16 protein-coding genes are annotated in these 15,722 nt (G+C 38.3%); 15 read left to right on the top strand and 1 reads right to left on the bottom strand.

Translation table 11 applies throughout. The features are described from left to right. Positions 1–123 precede the first annotated feature (123 nt). A complete protein-coding gene (gene rpoE / locus ACN6NE_RS10480; protein ID WP_129705484.1) occupies positions 124–660 on the top strand; it encodes a DNA-directed RNA polymerase subunit delta in 537 nt (178 codons plus the stop codon). A 320-nt stretch (positions 661–980) separates the two neighbouring features. Beyond that, positions 981–2,588 carry a CTP synthase gene (locus ACN6NE_RS10475; protein WP_013059829.1) on the top strand — a complete coding sequence of 536 codons (1,608 nt, stop codon included), beginning with the start codon at positions 981–983 and terminating at the stop codon, positions 2,586–2,588. Positions 2,589–2,627: 39 nt separating this feature from the next. Here the strand turns inward: ACN6NE_RS10475 and ACN6NE_RS10470 are convergent, their stop codons facing one another. Beyond that, positions 2,628–3,158 carry a DUF2529 family protein gene (locus tag ACN6NE_RS10470; protein WP_474325300.1) on the bottom strand — a complete coding sequence of 177 codons (531 nt, stop codon included), beginning with the start codon at positions 3,156–3,158 and terminating at the stop codon, positions 2,628–2,630. A gap of 237 nt (positions 3,159–3,395) precedes the next feature. Between ACN6NE_RS10470 and ACN6NE_RS10465 the strand changes: the two genes are divergently transcribed. The 13 genes from ACN6NE_RS10465 (at position 3,396) to ACN6NE_RS10405 (ending at position 15,563) form a co-directional block, all read left to right on the top strand. Continuing rightward, the gene (locus tag ACN6NE_RS10465) at positions 3,396–3,770 is read left to right on the top strand and encodes a response regulator (RefSeq protein WP_087944205.1); all 375 of its coding nucleotides are present in this window, start codon (positions 3,396–3,398) and stop codon (positions 3,768–3,770) included. A gap of 224 nt (positions 3,771–3,994) precedes the next feature. Then, on the top strand, positions 3,995–4,852 hold the full coding sequence (locus ACN6NE_RS10460; protein WP_129705480.1) for a class II fructose-bisphosphate aldolase: 858 nt from the start codon (positions 3,995–3,997) through the stop codon (positions 4,850–4,852). Positions 4,853–4,989: 137 nt separating this feature from the next. Beyond that, complete coding sequence (fsa, locus tag ACN6NE_RS10455) at positions 4,990–5,634, top strand: fructose-6-phosphate aldolase (RefSeq protein ID WP_013059825.1); 645 nt, start codon at positions 4,990–4,992, stop codon at positions 5,632–5,634. 207 nt (positions 5,635–5,841) lie between these two features. Next, positions 5,842–7,128, top strand: coding sequence for a UDP-N-acetylglucosamine 1-carboxyvinyltransferase (locus ACN6NE_RS10450; protein ID WP_129705478.1), 1,287 nt, complete (start codon positions 5,842–5,844; stop codon positions 7,126–7,128). 525 nt (positions 7,129–7,653) lie between these two features. Next, entirely contained in the window at positions 7,654–8,928 is a 1,275-nt protein-coding gene (rho, locus tag ACN6NE_RS10445; RefSeq protein WP_013059823.1) for a transcription termination factor Rho, read from the top strand. 154 nt (positions 8,929–9,082) lie between these two features. After that, positions 9,083–9,283 (top strand): 50S ribosomal protein L31, encoded by a 201-nt coding sequence (rpmE, locus tag ACN6NE_RS10440; RefSeq protein ID WP_013085477.1) that lies wholly within the window; start codon positions 9,083–9,085, stop codon positions 9,281–9,283. Positions 9,284–9,487: 204 nt separating this feature from the next. Beyond that, the gene (locus ACN6NE_RS10435; protein ID WP_153252841.1) at positions 9,488–10,102 is read left to right on the top strand and encodes a thymidine kinase; all 615 of its coding nucleotides are present in this window, start codon (positions 9,488–9,490) and stop codon (positions 10,100–10,102) included. A 138-nt stretch (positions 10,103–10,240) separates the two neighbouring features. Next, entirely contained in the window at positions 10,241–11,308 is a 1,068-nt protein-coding gene (prfA, locus tag ACN6NE_RS10430) for a peptide chain release factor 1 (protein ID WP_013059820.1), read from the top strand. After that, entirely contained in the window at positions 11,308–12,159 is an 852-nt protein-coding gene (gene prmC, locus ACN6NE_RS10425; protein ID WP_129705476.1) for a peptide chain release factor N(5)-glutamine methyltransferase, read from the top strand. The genes prfA and prmC overlap by 1 nt, the downstream gene beginning before the upstream one ends. Positions 12,160–12,279: 120 nt before the next feature. Continuing rightward, a complete protein-coding gene (spoIIR, locus tag ACN6NE_RS10420) occupies positions 12,280–13,170 on the top strand; it encodes a stage II sporulation protein R (RefSeq protein ID WP_129705473.1) in 891 nt (296 codons plus the stop codon). An 85-nt stretch (positions 13,171–13,255) separates the two neighbouring features. Further along, complete coding sequence (locus ACN6NE_RS10415; RefSeq protein WP_013059817.1) at positions 13,256–13,702, top strand: GNAT family N-acetyltransferase; 447 nt, start codon at positions 13,256–13,258, stop codon at positions 13,700–13,702. Positions 13,703–13,894: 192 nt separating this feature from the next. After that, positions 13,895–14,935, top strand: coding sequence for an L-threonylcarbamoyladenylate synthase (locus ACN6NE_RS10410; protein ID WP_474325299.1), 1,041 nt, complete (start codon positions 13,895–13,897; stop codon positions 14,933–14,935). 67 nt (positions 14,936–15,002) lie between these two features. Further along, complete coding sequence (locus ACN6NE_RS10405) at positions 15,003–15,563, top strand: manganese efflux pump MntP (RefSeq protein ID WP_013059815.1); 561 nt, start codon at positions 15,003–15,005, stop codon at positions 15,561–15,563. Positions 15,564–15,722: the final 159 nt, after the last annotated feature.

Raw genomic sequence — 15,722 nt, 5'->3', positions numbered from 1 at the left:
ATAAATGTATTGAATTTGTTTATAATGAATGGTATGTATTTATTCGTTTCCATCATTTACACATATGATGAATTGATTTAATAGATTTTCGATATACATAGCCATAGAAAGGATGTGCCAGATTTGAGTTTAGCACAGTACTCAAAAACGGATTTAAAAGAAATGTCGATGATTGAGATTGCTTATGCGCTTCTAGAAGAAAAAACAGATCGTCAAGCAATGTCATTCCAAGAAATTATTGCTGAAATTAAAGCAGCAGCTGAAATGTCAGATAAAGAATTAAAAACGAGATTAGCTCAGTTTTATACAGATATTAATATTGATGGTCGCTTTTTAACAGTAGGGGACAACCACTGGGGTCTTCGTGGATGGTATCCTTTTGACCAAGCTGAAGAAGAAGTTATTCCGGTTGCAAAACCTAAAAAGAAAAAAGCGAAAAAAGCTGTTGTTGAAGAAGTTGAAGATTTTGATGATTTAGAAGAAGATTTGGATTATGAAGATGTTGATGATCTAGACGAAGAAGAAGATTTTGAAGACATTGACGAGCTAGAAGAAGATGAAGATGATCTTGCAGAAGACGATTTTGATGATTTAGAAGATGATCTAGACGATGATGATGAAGACGAAGAAGAAGATTATGAGGACGAAAAAGAAAAATAATCCTTCTTGACTTTTTCAAGCGAAGTAGGTAGAATCTTTTTTGGGCTCTTTAAACAAGCATTTAAAAAGTTTTTATTTAAAATAGACTATTGCTCCCAATCCAGTTTTGGTATTGGGAGCAATTTTTTTATTTTATCTATCCATGTTTTACACCCCGATATGTTCTTATAAATCCTTGATAGAAACTTTCTTTTGGTTCTTGAACGTTTCACATTCATAAGGTTTCTTATAATTTCGCATGCACAATGAATGAATTGTGATTGTTTATGTGAAAACTTTTAATATTGTACAGTTCAAATTATTTAGAGGGGGAAGTATAGATGACAAAGTATATTTTCGTAACAGGCGGTGTTGTATCATCTCTAGGAAAAGGGATTACAGCAGCTTCTTTAGGCCGTTTATTAAAAAACCGTGGGTTGAACGTAACGATTCAAAAGTTTGATCCATACATTAATGTAGACCCAGGAACAATGAGTCCATACCAACACGGTGAGGTATTCGTAACGGATGACGGCGCGGAAACAGACTTAGACTTAGGTCACTATGAGCGTTTTATCGATATCAACTTAAATCGCTACAGCAACGTAACAACAGGTAAAGTATATTCAACAGTATTGAAAAAAGAGCGTCGCGGTGATTATTTAGGCGGAACAGTTCAGGTTATTCCGCACATCACAAATGAAATTAAAGAACGCGTTTTCCGTGCAGGTAAAGAAACAAATGCGGACGTTGTTATTACTGAAATCGGCGGAACGGTAGGAGATATTGAATCACTTCCTTTCCTAGAAGCTATTCGTCAAATCAAAAGCGATATTGGCCGTGACAACGTTATGTATATCCACTGTACACTTGTGCCATATTTAAAAGCTGCTGGTGAAATGAAAACAAAACCAACACAGCATAGTGTAAAAGAATTACGTAGCTTAGGTATTCAGCCAAATGTTATTGTTGTTCGTACGGAAATGCCAATTTCTGAAGATATGAAAGACAAGCTAGCTTTATTCTGCGACATTGATCCAAAAGCGGTTATTGAGTGTGCAGATGCTGAAACATTATATGAAATTCCACTATCTCTACAAGAGCAGCACCTAGATCAAATCACATGCGATCACTTGAAATTAGATTGCAAAGAAGCAGAAATGACTGAGTGGAAAGCACTGGTTGAGAAAGTAAAAGGACTTTCAAATACGACAAAAATTGCATTGGTTGGTAAGTATGTAGAGCTTCAAGATGCTTATATTTCTGTCGTAGAAGCAATGAAACATGCTGGATATGCATTCGATGCAGATGTAAACATCAAGTGGGTAAATTCTGAATTTGTAACAAAAGAAAATGTTCAAGATTTACTTGGTGATGTAGATGGTATCTTAGTTCCAGGTGGATTTGGTGATCGTGGAATTGAAGGTAAAATTGTAGCAACACAATATGCACGTGAGCAAAAGGTTCCATTCTTAGGTATTTGCTTAGGTATGCAGCTGGCATCAGTTGAGTTTGCGCGTAATGTATTAGGCTTAGAAGGCGCACATTCAGCGGAAATTGCACCTGAAACAAATTATCCAATTATCGACTTATTACCAGAACAAAAAGACGTAGAGGACCTAGGCGGTACACTGCGTTTAGGACTATACCCTTGTAAATTGTCTGAAGATACGCTTGCATATGAAGCATATCAAGATGAAGTGGTATATGAGCGTCATCGTCACCGTTATGAATTTAATAACGAATACCGTCAACAAATGGAAGAGAAAGGCTTTATCTTCTCTGGTACAAGCCCAGACGGCCGTTTAATTGAAATTGTAGAGCTAAAAGACCACCCATGGTTCTTGGCTTCACAATTCCACCCAGAGTTTACTTCTCGTCCAACAAGACCGCAACCATTGTTCAGAGAATTTATTCGCGCATCAATGGAGTCAAGCCAAAACAAATAAGTGAAATAAAAAACACGCTGTCTTTAGACAGCGTGTTTTTTATTCATATTCTTCTACGATTTCTTTTAATGTGAAAGTTAAACCGTAGTACGCGTATAAAGCGACCATCATTGCTGGAAAACCAAATCTTGAGCCGTCTTCTCCAGGAATAAGCGGCTTTAACAATTTTGTATCAATATGAGCATCTGCGAGTGATGTTAAAGAAGGTTCGGCTATCTCTTTAGGAACAGCAGCAATGCTAACAAATGGAATATCCTGTTTCTTTAAACGTTCAGCTATTTCCACTGCTTTATTATCTGTTGAAAATCGAGAGACAAGCAGTACGCGATCAACGCTAGTCAGCTGATCTAATTCATGTAAAGGCAAAGCTTTTGCCTGACTTAAAGGTTCTGCACTGCTTAGTGCTTCAAGCGTAATGGCGTGCATTTCTTCTACGCCATAAATATAGATAAATCCTTCTCCGACAGAGGCCTGTGCTAAAATACGCGCGGTATCTTCAAATTGGAATTCTTCTTGTTCTTCAATTCGTTTAAAAAAACCTGAAAGTTGAGTTGTGAAAATTTTAAGCATAGAATCTCCCTTCGATTTAAGCGGCTAAAGCCGTCTATCTACACATTATAACGAAAAAAGCTATCTGTATTCTATCTTGAAATGAGCTACAATGAAAGTAAAGTGCAATGAAGTTGGATGGATGACAAAAAAAGCTATGTTTTGTAACAATTTCTCTAATTAGCAGGGATTTTTGTTTTAAAGGCGAAATACATATGTTAGTTTTGTCTGTAGAAGAGGAATATAAAAGGTGGGATTATATTGGCAGAGAAAATTTTAATTGTTGATGATCAGTATGGTATACGTATTTTATTAACGGAAGTGCTGCAAAAAGAAGGCTATACGACATTTCAAGCGGCGAACGGCTTCCAGGCGATTGATATTACAAAAGAGCAAGCACCGGATCTTGTCTTATTAGATATGAAAATTCCAGGAATGGATGGAATTGAAATTTTAAAAAGGTTAAAGCAGCACGATGAAACGATTAAAGTCATCATTATGACCGCTTATGGTGAATTGGATATGATTCAAGAAGCAAAAGATTTAGGAGCATTAACACACTTTGCAAAACCGTTTGATATTGATGAAATCCGAAAAGTTGTTAGGGAATATATACCAGTAAAGTCGAATTAAGGTTTTGGTAGGGTTTTCATCCTAACAAATTTTGAATATCAGCCTAAAAATGTTGCTGTTTTCATTGTTAGTTGGTATCCTAATTACTGTATTCATAATTCGACAATCTATTATGTAAAGATGCGCGTTGTTTCTACATGAAACACTCAATTCAAGAGCATACTATTTGAGTGTGCCTTTTGGTTAGCATCTAATCTAAGGTTGATTTTAAGGAGGATTTCAATATGCCTTTAGTATCAATGAAAGAAATGCTTATTACAGCAAAAGAACAAGGCTATGCAGTAGGTCAATTTAACTTGAATAACTTAGAGTTTACTCAAGCTATTCTTCAAGCAGCAAAAGAAGAAAACTCTCCGGTTATTCTTGGTGTATCTGAAGGTGCAGCACGCTACATGGGCGGTTTCAAAACTGTTGTAGCAATGGTTGAAGCTCTAATCGAAGATTACGACGTTCAAGTACCAGTTGCAATTCACTTAGACCACGGTTCAAGCTTTGAATCATGTGCAAAAGCAATCCATGCTGGATTCACTTCTGTAATGATCGATGCTTCTCACCATCCATTTGAAGAAAACATTGCAATTACTTCTAAAGTAGTTGAACTAGCTCACTTCCACGGAGTATCTGTAGAAGCAGAACTAGGAACTGTTGGTGGACAAGAAGACGACGTTATTGCTGAGGGCGTTATCTATGCAGATGCTAACGAGTGTGAAGAACTTGTTAAACGTACAGGTATCGATTGCTTAGCTCCAGCATTAGGATCAGTTCACGGACCATACAAAGGTGAACCAAACCTAGGTTTTGCTGAAATGAAAGAAATCGGAGATCGTACAGGCTTACCATTAGTTTTACACGGTGGAACTGGTATTCCAACAAAAGATATCCAAAAATCAGTTTCTTTAGGTACTGCTAAAATCAACGTAAACACTGAAAACCAAATTGCTTCAGCTAAAGCTGTTCGTGAAGTATTAGCTGCGCAACCTGAACAATATGATCCACGTAAATACTTAGGACCTGCTCGCGAAGCAATCAAAGAAACGGTTCAAGGTAAAATGCGTGAATTCGGTTCTTCTAACAAAGCATAATTTGAAATCTTCGGATTGCCTGTTTGCAGTTAGTTGAGTCTGAAAAATAAAACCGTCTTATTTTTATTGTAAGGCGGTTTTATTTTTACTATAATTTTCTTATCATTCTGAATACATAACACAGGGGGATGGCATTCATGAAGTTTTTTATTGATACGGCTAATTTAGACGAAATTAAGGAAGCGCATTCATTAGGTTTGTTAGCGGGAGTTACAACAAATCCTAGTTTAGTAGCTAAAGAGAACATCACGTTTGAAGATCGTCTTCGTGAAATTACAGAGTTCGTTGAAGGATCTGTAAGTGCAGAAGTGATTGCGCTTGATGCAGAAGGCATGATTCGCGAAGGAAAAGAGCTTGCTGCGATTGCGCCGAATATTACAATCAAGGTACCGATGACTCCAGATGGCTTAAAAGCAGTAAAAGAATTTACTAGTTTAGGTATTAAGACAAACGTTACGCTTATTTTCTCAGCTAACCAAGCGTTAATGGCAGCAAGAGCAGGTGCTACTTACGTATCGCCTTTCTTAGGAAGATTAGATGATATTGGTTTTAATGGCCTCGATTTAATCTCAGATATCGCAGATATTTTTGCGATTCATGACATTCCATCAGAAATTATTGCAGCATCTATTCGTCATCCGATGCACGTAACAGAAGCTGCAAAAAATGGAGCACATATTGCGACAATTCCTTACAAAGTTTTAATGCAATTGTTCAAACATCCGTTAACAAATGCAGGAATCGACCAATTTTTAGCAGATTGGGAAAAACGAAATGTCTAAACATGTATAAATTTGTGTGGCATTTACCATCCTGACAGGTGAATGCCATATTTTTCTTTTATCTTGTCGAAACTATACATGATTTTTTCATTTTCGTGTACACTAGTAGGTAATAGGAAAAATAACCATTCTTTTAGGTATTCTTTGTACCAAAATTTTCCTCAATTACTAGGTGAGAAACTTTCTTTCACTAGAAGGGAGCTATAAATGGAAAAGTTAAAAATACAAGGTGGCTTTACCTTAAGTGGATCCGTCCGCGTCAGTGGTGCTAAAAATAGTGCCGTTGCGCTTATTCCAGCAACAATTTTAGCCGAGTCACCTGTTACAATTGAAGGTCTGCCCGATATTTCAGACGTGCAGTTATTAGGGGATTTAGTTGAAGAAATTGGTGGGAAAGTAACCATTGATAACGACGAATTAACAGTAGATCCATCCGGAATGGTTGCAATGCCTTTACCGAACGGAAAAGTAAAAAAATTACGCGCTTCTTATTATTTAATGGGGGCGATGTTGGGACGCTTTAAAAAAGCGGTAGTTGGGCTTCCAGGAGGCTGTTACCTTGGTCCTAGACCAATCGATCAGCACATTAAAGGCTTTGAAGCTCTTGGCGCTAAAGTAACAAATGAGCAAGGAGCTATTTACATTCGAGCTGAGGAACTGATTGGGGCTCGAATTTATTTAGACGTTGTCAGCGTAGGAGCAACAATCAATATTATGCTCGCTGCTGTAAGAGCAAAAGGGCGTACCGTTATTGAGAATGCTGCTAAAGAGCCTGAAATTATTGATGTAGCTACGTTACTGGCAAGTATGGGTGCCCGTATTAAAGGTGCAGGTACGGATGTTATTCGAATTGATGGAGTAGATCACTTAAAAGGATGCCGTCATTCCATCATTCCAGACCGAATTGAAGCAGGCACGTATATGATCATGGGAGCGAGTATGGGAAAAGAAGTTGTTGTTGACAACGTTATCCCTCAGCATTTGGAGTCATTAACGGCTAAAATGCGTGAGATGGGTATTCATATCGAAACAAGCTCAGATCAGATTCTTGTAGCGACTCGTCAGCTATTGAAGCCCGTAGATATTAAGACGCTAGTATATCCAGGTTTTCCAACTGATCTACAGCAGCCATTTACGACGCTTCTAACAAGAGCGTCTGGTACAAGCGTTGTGACGGATACAATTTACGGTGCAAGGTTTAAGCATATTGATGAGCTGAGACGAATGAATGCATCTGTTAAGGTAGAAGGACGTTCTGCTATTATCAATGGTCCCATTCATTTACAAGGTGCGCGTGTGAAAGCGTCGGACTTACGAGCAGGAGCAGCTCTCGTAACCGCTGGCTTAATGGCCAAAGGGATTACAGAGGTAACGGGTTTAGAGCACATTGACCGAGGTTACAGTCATTTAGTAGACAAGCTATCGGATTTAGGGGCAATGATTTGGCGTGAAGAGATGACTCAAGAGGAAATTGAGCAATTTCAAAATTCATAGAGGCAAATCAGTGCCACAGTCATGAAACCAAAGTCTAGAAATGAGCTTTTTAATAAGCTACACAGGCGTAGGAACGTTCTTCTATGTCTGTGTAGCTTATATATTTATGAATAGGGTAAATAGATAAAAAGGGAAGCTAAAAGATAAATTTCACTTCTTATTTTAACGGCCAGTTTATTTCCTTTAATGTGAAATTATGAAAAGGTTTTCCTCGCTTCTCGTAAGCTATTAAATTTCCTTTTTTTTATTCATCTTCTAAAGTAAAAAAAGATTGATTAAAAAGATAGAAAAAGGTTAGAATATAAATTGCTACGTTAAATTTATCAAGATAATATAAATGGTTTTATGTCGGAATTATTCTTCTAAAAGTGTATAGTTAATCAATTGATTCTACTTATTATACTTCAAAGGTTATATTCTCCATTTTCACAGATTTATTCCATCCATATCATCTCTCAATTTTATATTTGAATTTAATATGGGAGGAACGGTTAAAAATTATTCATTATAAAGCGTGGTGTCCTAATGAACTTAACATTATCCAGTTTAGAAAATATGAAATTAAAAGAGCTATATGAACATGCTCGTGAGTATAAAGTTTCGTACTATAGTAAATTAACGAAAAAAGAACTTGTCTTTGCTATTTTAAAGGCTCAAGCTGAACAAGATGGGCTTTTATTTATGGAAGGCGTTCTTGAAATTATTCAGTCAGAAGGATTCGGTTTCTTACGACCAATTAACTATTCACCGAGTTCAGAAGATATTTATATCTCAGCTTCACAAATTCGTCGCTTCGATCTGCGTAATGGAGACAAGGTATCGGGGAAAGTTCGTCCTCCAAAAGAAAATGAGCGCTACTACGGATTATTACACGTAGAAGCAGTAAACGGAGAAGATCCGGAAACGTCAAAAGATCGCGTGCATTTTCCAGCGCTAACGCCAATTTATCCAAATGAGCAAATGCTGCTGGAAACTCAGCCAAGAAGTTTCTCTACGCGTATTATTGACTTGATTTCACCAATTGGATTTGGACAAAGGGGACTAATTGTCGCTCCGCCAAAAGCAGGTAAAACGATGCTGTTAAAAGAAATTGCCAATAGCATTACAACAAATCATCCTGATGCAGAATTGATTGTCCTTCTTATCGATGAGCGTCCTGAGGAAGTGACGGACATTGAGCGTTCGGTTGACGGTGATGTTGTCAGTTCTACATTTGACGAAGTGCCAGAAAACCACATTAAAGTAGCAGAACTTGTCCTTGAACGTGCGATGAGATTAGTTGAACACAAAAAAGATGTTGTCATTTTGATGGATAGCATCACAAGACTTGCTCGTGCTTATAACTTAGTTATTCCACCGAGCGGTCGTACACTATCAGGGGGTATTGACCCGGCTGCTTTTCACCGTCCAAAACGATTCTTTGGAGCTGCTCGTAACATTGAAGATGGAGGCAGCTTAACCATTCTAGCAACAGCCTTAATTGATACAGGCTCCCGTATGGATGATGTTATTTATGAAGAATTTAAAGGTACAGGTAACATGGAACTGCATCTAGATCGTTCACTAGCTGAAAAACGTATCTTCCCTGCGATTGACATTCGTCGCTCAGGCACACGTAAAGAAGAGCTGTTAATTCCAAAAGAGCATTTAGACCACTTGTGGGCAATTCGTAAATCAATGGCAGATGCTCCTGATTTTGCAGAAAAATTCTTAAAACGTTTACGTCAAACAAAGACAAATGAAGAGTTCTTCTCGATGTTAACGGAAGAGAAAAAAACGCTTCTAGCAAATAAACGATAAGTTATAAAACATGTGGTTGCAAAAGCATACAACCCTTGTTATAATTTCATCATGTGTGTTGATAAAGTACACAGTGAAATAGTTATTATTTCATCACTATCTTTATCAATAAACTCTGTTTCAGAATGATTCAGGGCGGAAGGAGATGAAACGAATGAAAACAGGAATTCATCCAAACTATAAAACAGTTATGGTTAAATGTACTTGCGGAAACGAATTTGAAAGTGGTTCTGTAAAAGAAGAGATCCGCGTTGAGACTTGTTCTGAATGTCACCCATTCTACACTGGTCGTCAAAAATTCGCTGAAGCTGGTGGCCGTGTTGATCGCTTCAACAAAAAATACGGTCTTAAATAATCACATTGTCGAAACAAACAGGCAAGTAGCTTAACTTCTTGCCTGTTTTTTTGCTTATAAAAGTAGAAAAACAGTGTCTGCTTGATAAAAAAGTGGGTACTTTATCATAGGAATAAGATCTACATAGAAGACGTAGATTAAGTTAGTAGCGGTTCGCTCAGAAACGGAACGAGAAGAAGGGAGAGTCCCGCAGTGGTGTACGTAATGAAACAAAGCGGTTGGATAGAAGTAATTTGTGGCAGTATGTTTTCAGGGAAATCAGAAGAGTTGATTCGACGTGTGCGCCGTACGCAGTTTGCTAAACAAAAAGCACAAGTATTCAAGCCTGCAATTGATAATCGATATAGCGAAGAAGCTGTCGTTTCACATAATGGTACATCTGTTATGGCTTATTCAATCTCGGCATCGCGCGATATTTTAAAGCGAGTAAATGAAGAGACAGACGTAGTAGCGATAGACGAAGTACAGTTTTTTGACACAGATATTTTAGAAATTGTTCAATCTTTAGCAGATCAAGGCTTTCGTGTGATTGTAGCGGGGTTAGATCAAGACTTCAAAGGTGAACCTTTTGGACAAATGCCGCAGTTAATGGCTATTGCAGAGTCGGTAACAAAGCTACAGGCCGTGTGCGCTTCATGTGGCTCTCCTGCGAGCCGTACGCAGCGTTTGATTAACGGTGAGCCTGCTTCTTATGACGACCCTATTATTTTAGTCGGTGCGTCTGAATCGTACGAACCAAGATGTCGTCATTGCCACGTTGTGCAAAAGTCTAAAGGACAAGCTGTGTCTGTGGACTCAAGCGAAATGGTCGAAAAATAAAGCAAGAATTTTATGATGATAAAAACAGAACGCGCAGTTCTGTTTTTTTGTTCATATACGTGTATTAACAAGGTTTTGACTCTATTTTAAAGCTATACTATAATTACAATGTTATGGATAAAGAATGAGGTGAATGACGTGTTTGATCGTTTAGAAGCGGTAGAGGCGCGCTATGAGAAGTTAAACGAACTTCTGAGTGACCCTGAGATCGTAAACAACCCCTCTAAGTTGAGAGAATATTCGAAGGAACAATCAGATATACAACAAACGGTAGCCGCTTATCAGGAATACAAGGATGTAAAAGAGCAGTTATCAGAAGCGAAAACGATGCTTGAAGATAAGCTTGATGCAGATATGCGTGACATGGTAAAAGAAGAAATTGCCGAGTTAGAAACGCAGCAAGAAGAGCTAGTTGAAAAGCTACGTATTTTATTAATTCCAAAAGATCCAAACGATGATAAAAACGTAATCATGGAGGTTCGTGGAGCGGCTGGTGGAGATGAAGCAGCATTATTCGCAGCTAATTTGTACCGCATGTATTCGCGCTTTGCTGAATCGCAAGGCTGGAAAACAGAAGTAATGGAAGCAACGACTACTGGAGTAGGCGGTTATAAAGAAATTATCTTTATGATTAACGGTAAAGGTGCGTACTCAAAGATGAAATTTGAAAACGGTGCACACCGTGTTCAACGAGTTCCTGAAACAGAATCAGGCGGTCGCATTCATACATCTACAGCAACGGTAGCATGTCTTCCTGAAGCGGAAGAAGTCGAAGTGGACATTCATGAAAAAGACATCCGTGTAGATACATTTGCTTCAAGTGGACCTGGTGGCCAAAGTGTTAATACGACGATGTCAGCCGTTCGTTTAACGCATTTACCAACAAATACAGTGGTATCATGTCAAGATGAAAAGTCTCAGATTAAAAATAAAGAAAAAGCAATGAAAGTATTGCGTGCTCGCGTGTACGATAAGTTCCAGCGAGAAGCACAAGCAGAGTACGATGCAACGCGCAAACAAGCAGTTGGATCAGGAGATCGCTCCGAGCGTATCCGTACGTATAACTTCCCGCAAAATCGCGTAACGGACCACCGTATTGGTCTGACGATTCAAAAGCTAGATCAAATCTTAGAAGGCAAGCTTGATGAAATTATCGATGCATTAGTCATGGAAGACCAAGCGCGCCGAATGGAAGATTCGAACTAATGAAAGTATTTGAAGCCCTTAAGTGGGCTTCTTCTTTTTTGAAAGAGGCAAAGCGAGATGAAAACGCGGGAGAACTCTTGCTTCGCCATCACTTACAGATGACGAGAACTCATTTGCTAGGTTCTCTGCAGGAAGAACTAGAAGAAGAAATTCTAAAAAGATTTGAACAAGATGTCCATGCTCATAAAGCAGGTATGCCTGTACAATATCTAATCGGGACAGAAGAATTTTACGGGCGTTCATTTATTGTAAACGAACATGTATTAATTCCAAGACCCGAAACGGAAGAGCTGGTATACGGAATGATTTCTCGAATAAAAAAAGAATTTCAACACCAGCCTATTGAGCTTGTAGATATTGGAACGGGAAGTGGGGCAATTGCTATCACTTTAGCTTTGGAGCTTGACAGAGTGGAAGTTACAGCAACAGATATAGCTATAGAATCTTTAAGCGTAGCCAAAGAAAATGCTCAAAACCTGGACGCTGCTGTCACGTTTATACAGGGAGATCTATTACAACCATTTCTATTATCGAATCAGAAATTTGATGTAATTGTGTCTAATCCGCCTTATATTCCAGCAGATGATGAGTTGTCCACAGTGGTAAAAGATCATGAGCCAAACCGAGCTCTTTTTGGTGGAAAAGATGGCCTGGATTTTTATCGGCGTTTCATGGAAGAGTTGCCATATGTGACGAAGTCAAATAGTATTATTGGATTTGAAGTCGGGGCCGGACAGACAAAAGATGTAGCTGAGATGCTGCAAAAAACGTTTCCACCAGCTTTTGTAGAATGTGTATATGATATTAATGGAAAAGATCGAATGGTTTTTGCACAACTTCGCGAGAACTAAAAAATCAGAGGGAATGATTTTCCCTTTGATTTTTGAAAATCATGCATTTTTTTACTAAATTACTAGTTTAAGATATCTTGCTTTCGGCCATACTGTTCCTATGAAAGGGCGGTGGCCGAAATGAAGAAATATGCTATCATTTATTTTATTTTATTAATTATTGGAGCAAATGCTCAACTTATATATACACATAACCAAGTGCAGGCAGATCAGCCTGCAGTCATTCCAGACGAGGCAATTCGACTGCGCATTTTAGCAAACAGCGACGGTGAAAAAGACCAGTACGTAAAACGTCTGATTCGTGACCGCGTGAACGAACAAATCACAGAATGGGTAAAAGATTTAACATCTGTAACTGTAGCTCGAAAAACAATTAAAGAAAATTTGCCGGCGCTTGAAACAATTGCGAAAGAAGTGCTAAAAGAAGAAGGCGTAAATGAATCTGTTCATGTTAAATTCGGAAAAGTAGAGTTTCCTACTAAGTTGTACGGTCAGTTTTTATATCCAGCAGGTGAGTATGAAGCCGTGCTTATTACTCTTGGCAAAGGAGAGGGAGCAAACTGGTGGTGTGTACTATTTCCTCCTTTATGCTTCTTAGATTTCTCAAACGGTGAAGCGGTAAAAGCGCCGGAGCCATCTGAAGAAGAGCCAAAGGAAGAAAAAGAGAAACCAGCAGCTTCTGAATCAAAATCTGCAGACAAAACAGATGACAAATCGGCTGAAAGTAAAGAGCCCGCAGTGAAAACAGAAATTCAATCTGCAACTATTACATCGGATTCTATTGAGCAGAAAGCTGAGGAATCTTCTCAACCAACAGTATCTTCTAAAGAAGCAATTGCAAAAGATACAAGCACAGTAAAGGAAGAAACAAGTGCTAAGGCTGAAAAAAAGGAAAGTAAAGAAGCTGAAAAGTCTGTTTCATCTAAGAAAAAAGCTGATTCTAAATCAAAAGAAGATTCTGTAGAAGTTAAGTTTTTTGTAGTAGAATGGGTATCGTCAGTATTTAATTAATAGAATCATTAAAAATAAAATTCAGTTCTACTTTTTTTAATCATCTCATAGATTTGTTACTAGAAAACAAGTTGAGGTGATTAAAATGAGAGAACAATTAAAAATTGCCAGTGAAAATGATTATATTCGAATTCAGCAGTTTTTACAAAAAGCGGGCATCAGCACAGCAGGTGTGGAAGAGCATATTCATCAATTTGTCATAATGGAAAATGAAGAAGGCGAGCTGCTAGCAACAGTTGGGTTTGAAAAAGAAGGTGTGGATGGAATTCTCCGCTCCCTTGTCGTGTCTCCTTCTTTAATGCAATCTGATATTCTGCTGCTATTTAAAAGCATCGTCCAGCTGGCTCAAAAGCATGGCGTGAAGCAACTATATTTACTAACAAATAAGGCATCTTCTCTACATTTTTTTCAAATGATGAATTTTCAGCAAACATCTTACAGTGCACTGCCTGAGTTGTTAAAAGAACATTCTTATTTAAAAAAGTTACCAAACCCTCAGGATGTCTATGTGATGTTTTACGCAGCTAGTTAAAAGAAAATGTGGATAAATCATTTTAATGGTGTATCCACAATGTTATTCACAAAAACATAAGCTTTATCCACATTTTGTGGATAAAGCTTGTTTGTTGATATAATGAATGCATGTATTTTACTATCTTTGATACATATTGTACTTTTAAAGTAAAAAAAAACTAGATATAGAAAGAAAAAGGAGTTGAAGAAGATGGAAACTAAGTTATGGGTTGTGGATAATTTTACGAACGAAAAAGATATTTATCCACAGATAGAAGAAGCAGCAGATTTGCTGCGCAATCACGAAGTGGTTGCTTTTCCTACAGAGACGGTGTATGGATTAGGAGGAGACGCAACATCGGATAAAGCTGTGGATAAAATTTTTGCAGCGAAAGGACGTCCTAGTGATAACCCTCTTATTGTTCATATTGGAGATAAAGAGCAGCTTCATACATTTGTAGAGTCAATTCCTTCAAAAGCAGAGAAAGTGATCGATGCTTTTTGGCCGGGTCCTCTTACAGTAATAGTACCCAAAAAAGATCGAGTTTCAGATAAGGTTACGGCTGGTTTAAACAGCATTGCAGTGAGAATGCCCTCACATCCAGTAGCCCTCGCATTATTAAAAAAAGTGGCTTTGCCTATCGCAGCTCCTAGTGCAAACCTTTCCGGCAAGCCAAGTCCCACTCTAGCTCATCATGTGATGAATGATTTAGAAGGGCGTATTAGCGGAGTTGTAGATGGAGGAGCAACAGGGGTAGGAGTAGAGTCAACTGTCCTTGACTGTACCGAAGAGATTCCTATCATTTTACGGCCGGGCGGCATTACTCAGAAAGAGTTGGAAAATATCATTGGTCCCGTAAAAGTAGATAGAGCGTTACTAAGTGATAAAGAAGCGCCAAAATCTCCAGGTATGAAATACACGCATTACGCACCTGATGCACCGCTTGTCATTGTTGACGGCAGTTCAGATTTTCTCCAGTCTATTATTGATCGCTATAAAGATCAGGGTAAGCGAGTGGGGATATTAACGACATCTGAACATGAAGATGCGTATAAAGCGGATGCGGTTATCACATGTGGATCTCGTTCAAATTTAGAGACGGTTGCTAGCCATTTATACGAGTCGCTTCGTTCATTTAATGAGTGTGACGTAGATATTATCGTTAGTGAAAGTTTTTCTGAAGAAGGAGTCGGTCATGCCGTTATGAACCGATTAATGAAAGCTGCAGGACATCACGTGATTAAGCAATAAAATTCATCTTCTAAACCTTTTCGAATGTGCATATTTTGAAATAGGAGCACGTCCGAGGAGGGTAAAGATGAATGTATCTCAGTTAATTAGTGAAATGATCACGTTAGTCATTATGGCGTTTGCCTTAGGAATGGATGCTTTCTCAGTTGGTTTGGGAATGGGATTAATTCGTTTACGCTTTCGCCAAATTTTCTACATTGGTGTTGTTATCGGTGTATTTCATATTTGGATGCCGCTGTTAGGCATGTTTATTGGAAGACTTTTGTCTGATAAACTTGGAATGTTTGCTACCTATGGCGGTGGAATTTTATTGCTGATTCTTGGGGCGCAGATGATTTATTCCTCCTTTAAGCATGACGATACACCGTTTATCAAACCAGTTGGCTTTGGACTGTTATTTTTTGCGCTCAGCGTGAGTCTAGATAGTTTTTCTGTTGGACTTAGCTTAGGTATTTTTGGAGCAAGAACGTTTTTGACCATTATTGTTTTTGGCGTAGTGAGTATGCTATTAACTTGGTTAGGACTGCTGCTAGGCAGAAGAGTACAAGGCTGGCTTGGTTCATATAGTGAGGCACTGGGCGGGAGCATTTTATTAGCTTTTGGAATCAAATTGTTACTACCTTTTTAACTATATAAATAGGTAAAGGATCATGACCATGTAGGTTATGGTCTTTTTTTGCTTCTTTTGGATTGTAGCGATAAAAGAAGGAAAGCGAAGTCGTTTTTTCGAGATGGATGAAGCGATAATGGATAAAAAATACCCGGAAAAGCTAACTGGATTTATGCA

It is taken from the genome of Priestia sp. 53B2 (assembly GCF_056099005.1).
This window is presented reverse-complemented; position numbering and strand designations above follow the sequence as displayed.

Coding starts and splice junctions, on each gene's coding strand:
- ACN6NE_RS10410 (WP_474325299.1), top strand. CDS start 13,895: ATGGAAACTAAGTTATGGGTTGTGGATAATTTTACGAACGAAAAAGAT.
- rho (WP_013059823.1), top strand. CDS start 7,654: ATGAACTTAACATTATCCAGTTTAGAAAATATGAAATTAAAAGAGCTA.
- ACN6NE_RS10475 (WP_013059829.1), top strand. CDS start 981: ATGACAAAGTATATTTTCGTAACAGGCGGTGTTGTATCATCTCTAGGA.
- ACN6NE_RS10405 (WP_013059815.1), top strand. CDS start 15,003: ATGAATGTATCTCAGTTAATTAGTGAAATGATCACGTTAGTCATTATG.
- fsa (WP_013059825.1), top strand. CDS start 4,990: ATGAAGTTTTTTATTGATACGGCTAATTTAGACGAAATTAAGGAAGCG.
- ACN6NE_RS10435 (WP_153252841.1), top strand. CDS start 9,488: ATGAAACAAAGCGGTTGGATAGAAGTAATTTGTGGCAGTATGTTTTCA.
- ACN6NE_RS10415 (WP_013059817.1), top strand. CDS start 13,256: ATGAGAGAACAATTAAAAATTGCCAGTGAAAATGATTATATTCGAATT.
- spoIIR (WP_129705473.1), top strand. CDS start 12,280: ATGAAGAAATATGCTATCATTTATTTTATTTTATTAATTATTGGAGCA.
- ACN6NE_RS10460 (WP_129705480.1), top strand. CDS start 3,995: ATGCCTTTAGTATCAATGAAAGAAATGCTTATTACAGCAAAAGAACAA.
- ACN6NE_RS10450 (WP_129705478.1), top strand. CDS start 5,842: ATGGAAAAGTTAAAAATACAAGGTGGCTTTACCTTAAGTGGATCCGTC.
- rpmE (WP_013085477.1), top strand. CDS start 9,083: ATGAAAACAGGAATTCATCCAAACTATAAAACAGTTATGGTTAAATGT.
- prmC (WP_129705476.1), top strand. CDS start 11,308: ATGAAAGTATTTGAAGCCCTTAAGTGGGCTTCTTCTTTTTTGAAAGAG.
- ACN6NE_RS10470 (WP_474325300.1), bottom strand. CDS start 3,158: ATGCTTAAAATTTTCACAACTCAACTTTCAGGTTTTTTTAAACGAATT.